This is a genomic window from Neisseria sp. P0019.S003, assembly GCF_051957115.1.
GTDB classification, from domain to species: Bacteria; Pseudomonadota; Gammaproteobacteria; order Burkholderiales; family Neisseriaceae; genus Neisseria; species Neisseria flavescens_D.
Genome location: NZ_JBQCWT010000001.1, coordinates 22,825 through 35,973 on the forward strand (window position 1 = coordinate 22,825; position 13,149 = coordinate 35,973).

Genomic DNA, 13,149 nt, shown 5'->3' on the forward strand with positions numbered 1-13,149 from the left:
ACTCCTTCCATTTAGACGAAACCTGAATATAAATTTCTTTATTTCATAAGCCTCTAGCCAATGTCTGGCCAAATGTGATGCAAACGCAAAATAATGCCAAATCGCCACAAAGCCACATAAAATCTAGTTTAAGCCTCCCATCCCCTAATCCACACCCCGAAAAAAGCGCATTGTCAAGTCTAGTTAAACAAAGAAAAATACATTATATTGTGCCGTTCAAAGCAATCACATACCGTATCTTGTGTTTTTTAATGGGAAGACTGAACAATGAATGCAGCAACGAATATTAAAGTAACCAAACGCGACGGACGCTTGGAAGATATCAATTTAGACAAAATCCACCGTGTTGTTACTTGGGCGGCAGAAGGCTTACAAAACGTCTCCGTATCGCAAGTCGAGCTCAAATCTCATATTCAGTTTTACAACGGTATCCGTACCGACGATATCCATGAAACCATCATCAAGGCCGCGGCCGACCTAATCTCACAAGATACGCCCGATTATCAATATCTGGCTGCCCGCCTCGCCATTTTCCATCTGCGTAAAATCGCTTATGGCGAATTCGAGCCGCCTCACCTCTACGATCACGTTAAAAAACTGACCGAAGCAGGCAAATATGACCGCCACATCATCGCAGATTACAGCCGCGAAGAATTCGACGAGCTGAATGCCTATATCGACCACAGCCGCGACATGACCTTCTCTTATGCTGCCGTAAAACAGCTGGAAGGCAAATATCTGGTTCAAAACCGCGTTACCCGCCAAATTTATGAAACGCCGCAGTTTTTATACATTTTGGTGGCCATATGTCTCTTCAGCAAATATCCGAAAGAGACCCGTTTGGATTACGTCAAACGCTTTTATGACGCTGTTTCCACATTCAAAGTATCGCTGCCTACGCCTATCATGAGCGGCGTGCGTACGCCTACCCGTCAATTCTCAAGCTGCGTGTTGATTGAATGCGACGACAGCCTCGACTCCATAAACGCCACCACCAGCGCGATTGTAAAATACGTTTCCCAACGAGCAGGCATCGGCATCAACGCCGGCCGTATCCGCGGCTTGGGCAGCGAAATTCGTGGCGGCGAAGCACAACACACCGGCTGTATCCCATTCTTCAAAATGTTCCAAGCGGCCGTTAAGTCCTGCTCGCAAGGCGGCGTACGCGGCGGCGCGGCAACCTTGTTCTACCCATTGTGGCACATTGAAGCCGAAAGCCTGTTGGTATTGAAAAACAACCGCGGCGTAGAAGACAACCGTATCCGCCAACTGGACTACGGCGTGCAAATCAACCGCCTGCTGTACACCCGCTTGATCAAAGGCGGCAACATTACCCTGTTCTCGCCGAATGAAGTTCCAGGTTTGTATGATGCCTTCTTCGCCGACCAAGACGAATTCGAGCGCCTCTACACTCAATACGAGCAAGATCCAAACATCCGCAAACGTACTTTGCCGGCAACAGAATTGTTCTCCACCCTGATGCAGGAACGCGCCGGTACCGGTCGTATCTACATCCAAAACGTTGACCACTGCAACACGCACAGTCCGTTTGATCCGCGCGTTGCGCCTGTTCATCAGTCCAACTTGTGCATGGAAATCGCCCTGCCAACCAAACCGCTGGACAACATCAATGATCCGAACGGCGAAATTGCCTTGTGTACCCTGTCCGCCTTCAACTTGGGTGCATTGAACAACTTGGACGAACTGGAAGAGCTTGCCGATTTGACCGTACGCGCACTTGATGCCCTGCTGGATTATCAAGACTATCCGGTTGCAGCAGCACGCACCGCAACCATGAACCGCCGCACACTCGGCATCGGCGTCATCAACTACGCCTACTATTTGGCGAAAAACGGCGTACGTTACAGCGACGACTCAGCCCTCGGCCTGACCCACCGCACCTTTGAAGCCATGCAGTATTACCTGCTCAAAGCATCGGTAAACCTTGCCAAAGAATACGGCGCATGCCCGCTCTTCAACCAAACCGTTTATTCGCAAGGCAAACTGCCCATCGACACCTACAAAAAAGACTTGGATGCCGTGTGCAGCGAGCCTTTGCACTACGACTGGGAAAGCCTGCGCGCCGACATCGTCAAATACGGCCTGCGCAACTCTACCCTGACCGCACTCATGCCGTCTGAAACCAGCTCGCAAATTGCCAATGCCACCAACGGCATCGAGCCGCCACGCGGATTGGTAACGGTCAAAGCATCGAAAGACGGTATTTTGAAACAAGTCGTGCCGGAGTTTGAAACCCTGAAAGACGCCTACGAAACTCTGTGGCAGCTTCCCGGCAACGAAGGCTACCTGAAACTTGTCGGCGTAATGCAAAAATTCGTCGATCAATCGATTTCCGCCAATACCGCCTACGACCCGAACAAATTTGAAGGCAGCAAAGTTTCCATGAAACAAATGCTCAAAGACCTGCTGACCGCCTATAAATACGGTGTCAAAACCCTGTACTACCATAACACCCGCGACGGCGCGGACGATACGCAGGCCGATATTCAAGATGACGGCTGCGCTGGTGGGGCTTGTAAGATTTGACAATGGGAGATTTCAGACGATCTTTAGAGTTTAAAAGGTCGTCTGAAAATAAAACAAAGGATGGAAGAAAGTGTCTAATGCTTATTATGATAATCCAGCACAAAGATTATTGAAAATTATTAAAAAAGCTAAAGGAGTTTCATCACTTCGTACTTCAAGAGGTGCGTGGATGGAGATTTTAAATCTAACTAATGATGAAGCTAGTGATCGTAATATTCTATTTTCGATTAGCAAAGTTATAAATTTAATTGAGGAGATTAATAACTATTTCCAAGTAAATGAACCTGACTATATCGAGCATTGTCAGAATTGGATGGAAAACATATTGTTTTTTCTTGGTAAATCGGTAGAGTTAGATAGACAATGGGGTGATGTCATTTATTATTTAGATGAAAATATGACTTCATATCTTTATTCTTCTGTTAAGATTATTGATGCTAATTTTGAAAAAAATCAACTTTCATTTTTGAGAAAAATTGATGAAAGTGAACTAATTGAAATAAATAATTCTATAAAAAGTATATATCAGGACATATTAATTTCTGAAAATATAGAAGACAATGTTAAGTCTTCTATTCTAAAATATCTTTTGCGTCTTATTGAATCCATTGATCAATATGCAATTACTGGTTCTGAAGCTATTATCGAAGTCCTAGAAAATACTGTTGGTCATATGTATTTCAACCATGAATATAAAGAATTCATGAGCAATACAGAAACTGGTAAGAATCTCCTTTCTAAAATGGGAGAAATTGCAAAAAAAGTTACCTGTTTTACGGGGATTTTAGAGTTAGCTAATAAGAGCTTCGAATTAATTGAAAATATTAAAGATTTTAATAATTTATAAGTATGTTTTAGATAAAAGAGATAAATTTCACAATATTAATATTACCATTTTAAGTTAATCTAAAAAGAGTTCCCCATGTCCTGCGAACACCTAACCATGTCATACAGCACCTTTTCCAAAACCAAAAACGACGCGCTGAAAGAGCCGATGTTTTTTGGTCAACCGGTAAATGTCGCCCGTTATGACCAGCAGAAATACGAAGTATTTGAAAAACTGATCGAAAAACAATTGTCTTTCTTCTGGCGTCCGGAAGAAATCGACGTGTCGCGCGACCGTATCGACTACGCCAATCTGCCCGAACATGAAAAACATATTTTCATCAGCAATCTGAAATACCAAACCCTGCTCGATTCGATCCAAGGCCGCAGCCCGAATGTTGCTTTCTTGCCTTTGGTGTCGATTCCGGAGTTGGAAACTTGGATTGAAACGTGGAGCTTCAGCGAAACCATCCACTCGCGCAGCTACACTCATATCATCCGTAATATCGTGAATGATCCTTCGGTCGTGTTCGATGATATTGTGCAAAACAAATACATCATCGCCCGAGCTGAAGACATCGCCTGCTATTACGATGATTTGATTGAATACACCCAGTATTACAACCTGTTGGGCGAAGGCACGCACAATATCGGCGGCAAGCTTGTTACCGTGTCTTTGCGTGAGCTGAAGAAAAAACTCTATCTCTGCCTGATGTGCGTCAACGTATTGGAAGCCATCCGCTTCTACGTTTCATTCGCCTGCTCGTTCGCCTTTGCCGAACGCGAATTGATGGAAGGCAACGCCAAAATCATCAAGCTGATTGCCCGCGACGAAGCCCTGCACCTGACCAGCACCCAGCATATGCTCAACCTGATGCGTGCCGGTGCCGATGATCCTGAAATGGCTGAAATTGCCAATGAATTGCAGGACGAGTGTTTCAACCTCTTCAAAAAAGCAGCCGAGCAGGAAAAAGAATGGGCGGCCTATCTGTTTAAAGACGGCTCAATGATTGGCCTGAACAAGGAAATTCTGGCTCAATACGTTGAATACATTACCAATCTGCGTATGCAGGCGGTTGGCCTTCCTGCCGGATTTGAAGGTGCGACCCAAAATCCGATTCCTTGGATCAACGCATGGCTGTCTTCTGACAATGTACAGGTTGCGCCGCAGGAAGTGGAAATTTCCTCTTACCTGATTGGTCAGATTGATTCGGAAGTCAATGCCGACGATTTGGGCGATTTCGAGCTGTAATCGAACATTCGGTTTTATGATCAAGGCCGTCTGAACGGTGTGCAGAAATCTTTGATTTCGTCTTTACACCGTTTCAGACGGCCTTTCCAATCCAAACAAATCATATGGCACTCATCAGTACACACGACAAAACCTTCCAACTCCAACAAGGCGAAACCTTATTGGAGGGCTTGGAGCGCACCGGACACGAGGTTGAATACCAATGTCGCAGCGGCTATTGCGGTTCATGCCGGGTCAAAATCTTGGATGGGAAAGTCTCTTATGATAATTTTCCGCTCGCTTTTGTCGCGCCCGGAGAAATTTTGCCGTGCTGCTGTCGGGTTACTGAAGACATCAAGCTTGATTGTCGGGAGCGCATCAAAGAGCCGGATTTATTTGATGTCGATTTATTTGAAGACAAATAAAAAATGCCGTCTGAACATTGTGGCCGAAATCTTTGATTTCATTTCCACCGTTCAGACGGCATTTTGTTTAAGCAACCTTATTTACGTTCACCAACCGGCAAAACAGTACGGCCGAAAGATTCGTTGATGACCTCTGCCGCTGCCAAATAGAACGCACCAAGTGCAGTTACCAAGCCTAAGCAACCGCCGATATGGACGATGCTATGATTTTCCATGCCATCGCCAATACCCAAAGCAAAGAAAGTCAGTGTCAAGAAAAAGAAAATACCGCTCAATACTTTAGGCTTAGTCAAGGTTGACACAAACATCATCAGCGAAAACATACCCCATGCACAGAGATACCAGCCGATAAATGCCGGGGCTGTTTCACCTTTAAAAAAGATGGTAAACAAAGCCCATGTCCACCAGAATGCGCCATAACTGATAAAAGCGGTAAAGCCAAACGTATTGCCTTTCTTGAACTCAAACATACCGGCAATAACTTGGGCGATACCACCAAAGGCGAGAGCCATGCCCAAAACTAAGCCGACACCCTCTTGAGCAGTAAAAAAGCCGCCGTTAATCAGACTGAGCAACCAAGTTGTCAATGCAAAACCGCACAGGCCTACTGGACCTGGGTTTGCCAGGTTTTCTTTAGTAGTAGTCATTTTATTTCTCCTCTGGTTATTAAAATAGGAAACCTATTGTTACCTATTTTATTTAAAATTAAAAGAAATAAATTTAAAAGAATCAGGCCGTCTGAAGAATATTTTTCAGACGGCCTTAAATATTAATAATTAAACTATCCCAAAATTGCCAAGATTTCCCTTAATTCGTTGGCATCAATTTGGCCGGGGGCCGACGTTTTTCCTGCAGCACCAAAGGTAACGGCCGAGCCGAAAATCGAGCCAGCCAAGCGGCTGACGGCTCCGGTTTTACCCATAGACATAGTAATAATCGGGCGGTCGATAATTTGTGAAACATCATATGTTGCCTGTAATAAGGTCAATACATCTTGCGGCGATTGCGGCATGACGGCAATTTTGCAGATATCCGCGCCCCACTCGGCCATTGTTTTCAGACGGCCTGTAATGTCTGCCAAAGATGGCGTGGCTTGGAAATCGTGATTGCAAAGTAAGGCGGTAGTTTGATACTCATGCGCCAAAGCAATGGTTTGTTTTACGCCGCTTTCCTCGGCAAAAAGCTCAATATCGATAATATCGGCTTGTTTGGAACGGATGATTTTTTCCAATAATTCAAAATAATAGTCATCCGAACAAGGCGTATTACCGCCCTCTTGCGCCCTTCTAAACGTAAACAGCAAAGGCTTGTCAGGAAAAGCCTGTCGAGCGATACCTAATTGTTCGGCAATAAAATCGGCATCAAGCGCTTCTTGAAAAAGATCTGCACGAAATTCAATAATGTCAAAAGCCGTCTCTTTCAATACGCGCAAAGCCTGCTCCAATTCCTGCGCATTGGCGGCCACCAGCGGTACGGCAATTTTAGGCAGACCGTTACCGATCTCGATATTTTTGATGATGACAGGTTTCATATTGTTCCTTTTTGCTGTTCAAGCCAATCAGTGCAGATGCTCGTAAATGGTTTCCGCCAAGGCTTTGCTGATGCCTTCAACTTTTTCCAAGTCCTCACAGCTGGCGGCAATCACACCGCGCAGACCGCCGAATCGGGTAAGCAATGCTTGGCGGCGTTTGCTGCCGATACCGGGGATTTCGCTGAGTGAGGAAGTAACGCGTGCTTTGTCGCGTTTTTTGCGGTGGCCTGTAATCGCAAAGCGGTGCGATTCATCACGTACGGTTTGCAATAAATGCAAGGCCGGGCTGTTGGGTGGCAGGCGGAAGACTTCACCGGTAAAAGGCAGTATGAGTTCTTCCATACCGGCTTTGCGCTCAGGGCCTTTGGCGATACCGACCAAAGGAATGTGCAGCCCGAGTTCTTCCCATACTGATACGGCTACGCCGATTTGCCCTTTGCCGCCGTCAATCAACACGACATCTGGCCATTTGACGCTTTCGCCGTTGGCTTCGGCTTCCTGCATTTTGCCGTAACGGCGCGTCAACACTTCACGCATGGCGGCGTAGTCGTCGCCGGGCTTGGCGGTCGTGATGTTGTAGCGGCGGTATTGCGAAGGCTGGATGTTTTGCTCATCGTACACAACGCAGGACGCAATAGTGGCCTCGCCTTGCGTGTGGCTGATATCGAAACATTCAAGGCGGTTGAGGCCGTCTGAATCCATGCCGAGGATTTTGGCCAGTTCATCAATACGGTGTTGCTGGCTGCTTTGTTGCAGGCGGCGTTGGGCAATCGCCATTTGTGCGTTTTGCTCCGCCATTTTCAACCAGACTTTGCGTTCGCCTATGGTTTTGGTGACAAATTGCATTTGTTTGCCGTGTTCGCCTTCCAAAGCCTCTTTCAGCGCATCGGGAACGGGAAAGTTGCTGATGATGATGTCGGGTTTGCTTTTGCCCAGATAGTGTTGGGCAACGAAGGCTTCGGCGTAATCTTGTCCGTTTGGCTCGGGATCGTTTTTGGTGTCGGGGAAAAAGCTTTTATCGCCTACATGCCGTCCGCCTCGGATACTGACCCAGTGTACGCAAACCAGGCCGTCTGAAACCGCCAGCGCAAGCAAATCGATATCGTTGGGATTGTTCGGATTTTTGCTGTCGATAAACTGATTACTCTGCATGATGCCGAGCGCTTGGATTTGATCGCGGTAACGGGCTGCTTCCTCAAATTGCAGATTGGCGGCGGCGGTTTGCATTTTGTGTTGCAAGGTACGCGTCAATTCGTCGGTTTTGCCATTGAGGAAAGTCGCGGCTTCGCGCACGCTGTCGCGATAATCTTCTTCACTGATGTGGCCGACACAAGGCGCGGTGCAGCGTTTGATTTGGTACAGCAGACAAGGACGGTCGCGGTGCTCAAATACACTGTCTTCGCAGGTACGCAGCATAAAGACTTTTTGCAACACTTGAATGCTGTCGCGCACGGCATTGCTGTTGGGATACGGGCCGAAATATTGATTTGGCTTTTTCAGCGTGCCGCGGTAATACGCCATTTGCGGATATTGATGGCCGCTGAGCATCAAATAAGGGTAGCTTTTGTCATCGCGGAAAAGAATATTGTATTTCGGCGACAGGGCTTTAATGAAGTTATTTTCGAGAATCAGCGCTTCGGCTTCGGAACGCGTGATGGTGGTTTCGATATGGTGAACCTGTTTTACCATCAATGCGATGCGCGGCGAATGGTCGTTTTTTTGGAAATAGCTGGAAACACGCCGCTTGAGATTGACCGCTTTGCCGACATACAAAACATTGTTGTCTTCGTCAAAAAAACGGTACACGCCCGGAAGATTGGGCAGATTTTTCAGAAAAAGTGGTAAATCGAACGGTTCGGTTGCGCTCACGGGATTTTCTTTTGGAATAAGCAGGCCGTCTGAAAACTTTTCAGACGGCCTTTTTCATTGACGTTTAAGATTCTTGAGACGGAGTATCTTCAGCTTCTACCACTTGGTTTTTGGTTGCATCGGTTTCTAAAGCGGCTTCATCTTCAGCCTCTTCGGCTACGCGTTCCAAGCTGACCAAGGTTTCGCCTTCATCCAGATTAATCAGGCGCACGCCTGCGGCAGCACGGCCGGTCTCGCGGATTTGCTCAACTTTGGTACGAATCAGGACGCCGCCGCTGGTAATCAGCATCAGGTCGTCAGTTTCGCTGACCAAAGTGGCGGCAACCAAATCGCCGTTACGCTCGCCTGTATTGATGGCGATATTGCCTTGGCCGCCTTTGTTTTTACGGCTGTAATCGGCAATCGGGGTGCGTTTGCCATAGCCGTTGGCGGTAGCAGTCAATACTTGCAAATCGCTTTGTTCGGCTTCAGGGGCGAAGGTAATCAGGCTGACAATCTTGCCATCGGCCGGCAGGCGCATACCGCGCAAACCGCCGCTGCCGCGACCGGACGGACGGACACCGTGTTTGCCGCTTGGCAATGCATTTTCGGCATTGTCATCATCCAGGCCGTCTGAATCTTCGTTTTCGGTTTCGATATCGGCATCTTCTGCTTCATCGTTACCGGATTTTTCCCAATATTCGTTAAAGCGGATGGCTTTGCCCAAGTTGGAGAACAACATAATATCGTCCGCACCGCCGGTTTGCGCTGCGCCGACCAAGTAATCGCCTTCTTTAAGCGCGATGGCTTTGATGCCTTGGCTGCGGACGTTTTTAAACGCAGACAGCTGGACTTTTTTCACCATGCCTTGTGCAGTGGCGAAGAAGACGTATTGGTCTTCCGGGAACTCGCGGACGGCCAAAATCGCGCTGACTTTTTCGCCCTCTTCCAATTGGATAACGTTATTAATCGGACGACCACGGCTGTTTCGGCCACCTTCCGGCAGTTTGTACACTTTAATCCAATGGCACTTGCCCAAATTGGTGAAGCACATCAAATAATCATGCGTGTTGGCAACAAACAGGGTTTCGATAAAGTCTTCATCTTTGGTTGCCGCTGCTTGTTTGCCGCGGCCGCCGCGACGTTGCGCCTGATAATCGGTTGTCGGCTGGGTTTTGATGTAGCCGCCATGAGTCAGGGTAACGACCATTTCGCGTTGCGGAATCAGGTCTTCATCTGCAATATCGCCACCAAACGGATTGATTTCGCTGCGACGCTCATCGCCGAAGTTGGCTTTGATGTCTGCCAATTCTTCGCGGATGATTTGGGTAACGCGTTCAGGTTTGGAAAGAATATCCACGAAATCAATGATTTTGCTCATCAGGTTTTTATATTCGCCGACAATTTCTTCCTGATCGAGGCCGGTCAGGTTGCGCAGGCTCATGCGCAGGATGGCATCGGCTTGCAATTCGCTCAGATAATAGCCTTGGCTGTGCAGACCCAAATTCTCTGGCAAGCCTTCAGGGCGCATCATGTGCAGGTCTAAATCCGTACGACTGAGCATGTCTTCAACCAAGCTGCTGCGCCATGGGCGGGACAGCAGTTTTTCTTTGGCTTCCGGCGCATTGGCAGATTCCTTAATCAGACGGATAATTTCGTCGATATTAGACAAGGCAACTGCTTTACCTTCGGCAATATGGCCTTCATGACGCGCTTTTTTCAGGCGGAATAAGGTACGACGGGTAACGACTTCGCGACGGTGGCGCAGGAACTCGGACAGAATTTGTTTCAGGTTCAGCAAACGCGGCTGGCCGTCAACCAAGGCCACCATGTTGATACCGAAGCTATCTTGCAGCTGGGTCAGTTTGTAGAGTTGGTTCAAAACGACTTCGGCATTTTCATTGCGTTTCAATTCAATCACGACACGCATACCGGATTTATCGGACTCATCGCGCAGGTCGGATACGCCTTCCAACGTTTTTTCGCGTACCAACTCGCCGATTTTCTCAACCAGCTTGGCTTTGTTTACTTGATATGGGATTTCATCAATAACGATGGCTTCGCGTTCGCCGTTTTTGCCGATAGGCTCGATATGGGTTTTACCGCGCATCACTACACGGCCGCGGCCGGTTTTATAGCCTTCGCGCACGCCGCTCAAGCCGTAAATAGTTGCGCCGGTTGGAAAATCGGGCGCTTGGATGATGTTGATCAGCTCGTCGATTTCAGTTTCAGGCTCATCCAACAAGCGCAGGCAGGCATTGATGGTATCGCCCAAATTGTGCGGCGGGATATTGGTTGCCATACCGACGGCAATACCGGACGAACCGTTGACTAGCAGCGCAGGGAAACGGGTCGGCAATACCAGCGGCTCATGTTCGCTGCCGTCATAGTTGGGGCCAAAATTAACGGTTTCTTCTTCAATATCCGCCAGCATTTCATGGGAAATTTTTTCCATGCGGATTTCGGTATAACGCATGGCTGCTGCGGCCAAGCCGTCGACAGAACCGAAGTTGCCCTGACCGTCGATCAGTACATAACGCATGGAGAAGTCTTGCGCCATACGGACGATGGTGTCGTAAACAGCTGTATCGCCGTGAGGGTGGTATTTACCGATAACGTCGCCGACGATACGCGCCGATTTTTTATAGGCGGAATTCCAGTTGTTTTTCAACTCGTGCATCGCGTACAACACGCGGCGGTGTACCGGCTTGAGACCGTCGCGGACATCCGGCAGGGCTCGCCCCACAATTACGCTCATGGCGTAATCGAGGTAGCTCTTGCGCATTTCGTCTTCAAGGCTGACAGGCAGGGTTTCGAGTGCAAATTTATGGTCGTTGCGGATGGTTGCGTCGGTCATGATTATCTGTAATTTCGTATGGCAAAAATCTTGTTGATTCTACCACAAAACAAGCGGTTTATGGCTTTTGCGTGAAGGCCGTCTGAAACAGGATTTCAGACGGCCTTCATTATTTAATAAATTTAATTTAGTTGCAGCCAGAATCTTCGTTCGCAGCCTGCAAACTCAACTCTTTGCGCTTTTTAGCCCTTTCATAACGGCAGCGTTGGCGCGGTGTATTGATTTCCAAAGGCGGTACAGGAACCGGCTTACCGTCTTCAACGGCAACCATGGTGAAGTAGCAGCTGTTGGTATGACGCACTTCGCCGGTGTGGATGTTTTGCGCCTCCACACGGATACCGACTTCCATAGAAGTACGGCCGGTGTAGTTGATACTGGCGTAAAAGGTTACCAACTCACCGACATGAATAGGCTCTTTAAACAATACTTTATCAACAGACAGAGTAACGCAATAGGTTCCGCTGTAACGGCAGGCGCAGGAATATGCCACTTGGTCAAGCAGGCGCAAAAGATCGCCGCCGTGAACATTGCCGCTGAAGTTTGCCGTATAAGGCATCATCAGCTCGGACATAATCAGTTCATGGGAAGGTAGTTGGCGTTCCGGTTTCATCGTTTATTCTCCTTTTGATATTTATTTTAAAATTGTCTGAAAACTTCAGACTGCACGTGTGCAAAATCATTCTACCGTTTTTAATCGTTGAATTTCAACCCATTGCCTTCCTGTTTACAGCCATTTTCTACGTGAGAAGAAAATCAGCAGTCCGATAATAATGCACAGCATCACACCCAAAACCATGAAATAGCCGTAATGCCAATGCAGCTCGGGCATATTGTCGAAGTTCATACCGTAGATGCCGGTGATGACGGTCAGCGGCATAAAGATGATGGTAATAACCGTCAACACGCGCATTTGCTGGTTCATGCGGTTGGACTGGAAGGAAAGGTAGATGTCCATCATGCTCAACACCATATCACGCGAGGCATCAAGCGATTCGATAAGCTGCATATTGTGATCGTACACATCGCGCAGATAGACGGTCGATTCGCCTTTGAAAATGGCAAAATCGCCGCGCACGGCCAGTTGGTAGAACACATCGCGCAATGGCAAAAGCGTGCGTCGCAGACGAACGGCATCGCGCTTGAGGCGGTGGATTTTGCCGAGAATATCGCTGTTTTCGTTTTTAAACAAGGATTTGTCTATGGCTTCGACGCGGTTGTTGTACTCTTCCAAGACGATAAAATAGTCGTCCACAATACGGTCAAGCAGGCAATAAGCAAGAAACGCTGTATTTTTGTTCAAAATATTGTGCGGATTTTCGTGCATCTGCCGGCGGAGATGGCTGAACAAGCCCAATGGTTTTTGTTGGAAAGACAACACAAAATCTTTGCCGATAATCACATACACTTGGTCGGAATGGAGCTTGCCTGTGGAGGTGTAGTGGTAAACCTGTGCGGCAGTAAAAACATAGCTGCCGTAGTCTTCGATTTTCGGACGCTGCTTGCGGCTGAGAATATCCTCAATAACCAGCTCATGGATGCCGTAAGGCTCAAGCGCGTGTTTGAGCAAGGTAACATCATTAATGCCGACAAAATGCAGCCAGTCAATTTGACCTTCTTGCGGGCGGGCAATATCGGGCAAGTTTTTTCCGGCAAGATAATCATGCTGAGCAAAGGTATCGGCGGAATACAAGGTTTGATGGATAGCAGAACGCGGCGCATTGTCGGTATTGCTGCGCTGTATGGTTTGGTCTGGCAGATTGTCGGTTATTTCAACTGGATTGGCTGGTTTACTCATAAAAATAAATCATGTTTTTTTAGTTAGAATGAATTGTACAGACAGAAAAGGCCGTCTGAAAACTAATTTTCAGACGGCCTGACAATATCG

The 13,149-nt window shown here is 47.6% G+C and carries 10 protein-coding genes; 4 read left to right on the forward strand and 6 right to left on the reverse strand.

Annotated features, from left to right (window positions below; all coding sequences use genetic code 11):
• The first annotated feature begins 267 nt into the window (after positions 1 to 267).
• The 4 genes from nrdA to yfaE all read left to right on the forward strand — a co-directional run bounded on the left by nrdA (position 268) and on the right by yfaE (position 5,028).
• Complete coding sequence (gene nrdA / locus ACTHTS_RS00115) at positions 268 to 2,547, forward strand: class 1a ribonucleoside-diphosphate reductase subunit alpha (RefSeq protein WP_440368728.1); 2,280 nt, start codon at positions 268 to 270, stop codon at positions 2,545 to 2,547.
• Positions 2,548 to 2,617: 70 nt separating this feature from the next.
• Positions 2,618 to 3,394, forward strand: a complete 777-nt coding sequence (locus ACTHTS_RS00120) for a hypothetical protein (RefSeq protein ID WP_440368730.1) — start codon at positions 2,618 to 2,620, stop codon at positions 3,392 to 3,394.
• A 96-nt stretch (positions 3,395 to 3,490) separates the two neighbouring features.
• Positions 3,491 to 4,624, forward strand: coding sequence for a class Ia ribonucleoside-diphosphate reductase subunit beta (nrdB, locus tag ACTHTS_RS00125; RefSeq protein ID WP_440369174.1), 1,134 nt, complete (start codon positions 3,491 to 3,493; stop codon positions 4,622 to 4,624).
• Positions 4,625 to 4,728: 104 nt separating this feature from the next.
• A complete protein-coding gene (gene yfaE / locus ACTHTS_RS00130; protein WP_003686421.1) occupies positions 4,729 to 5,028 on the forward strand; it encodes a class I ribonucleotide reductase maintenance protein YfaE in 300 nt (99 codons plus the stop codon).
• Positions 5,029 to 5,105: 77 nt separating this feature from the next.
• Here the strand turns inward: yfaE and ACTHTS_RS00135 are convergent, their stop codons facing one another.
• From ACTHTS_RS00135 to corA, 6 genes are all read right to left on the reverse strand, one after another.
• Positions 5,106 to 5,675, reverse strand: a complete 570-nt coding sequence (locus tag ACTHTS_RS00135; RefSeq protein ID WP_440368732.1) for an acetate uptake transporter — start codon at positions 5,673 to 5,675, stop codon at positions 5,106 to 5,108.
• 134 nt (positions 5,676 to 5,809) lie between these two features.
• Positions 5,810 to 6,559, reverse strand: a complete 750-nt coding sequence (aroD, locus tag ACTHTS_RS00140) for a type I 3-dehydroquinate dehydratase (RefSeq protein WP_440368734.1) — start codon at positions 6,557 to 6,559, stop codon at positions 5,810 to 5,812.
• A 27-nt stretch (positions 6,560 to 6,586) separates the two neighbouring features.
• Positions 6,587 to 8,428 carry an excinuclease ABC subunit UvrC gene (uvrC, locus tag ACTHTS_RS00145; protein WP_440368736.1) on the reverse strand — a complete coding sequence of 614 codons (1,842 nt, stop codon included), beginning with the start codon at positions 8,426 to 8,428 and terminating at the stop codon, positions 6,587 to 6,589.
• A 64-nt stretch (positions 8,429 to 8,492) separates the two neighbouring features.
• Entirely contained in the window at positions 8,493 to 11,264 is a 2,772-nt protein-coding gene (gene gyrA, locus ACTHTS_RS00150) for a DNA gyrase subunit A (RefSeq protein WP_440368738.1), read from the reverse strand.
• A 127-nt stretch (positions 11,265 to 11,391) separates the two neighbouring features.
• Positions 11,392 to 11,874: an acyl-CoA thioesterase gene (locus tag ACTHTS_RS00155; protein WP_049331010.1), complete on the reverse strand. Its 483-nt coding sequence runs from the start codon at positions 11,872 to 11,874 to the stop codon at positions 11,392 to 11,394.
• A 114-nt stretch (positions 11,875 to 11,988) separates the two neighbouring features.
• The gene (gene corA, locus ACTHTS_RS00160; RefSeq protein ID WP_440368740.1) at positions 11,989 to 13,059 is read right to left on the reverse strand and encodes a magnesium/cobalt transporter CorA; all 1,071 of its coding nucleotides are present in this window, start codon (positions 13,057 to 13,059) and stop codon (positions 11,989 to 11,991) included.
• Positions 13,060 to 13,149 lie beyond the last annotated feature (90 nt).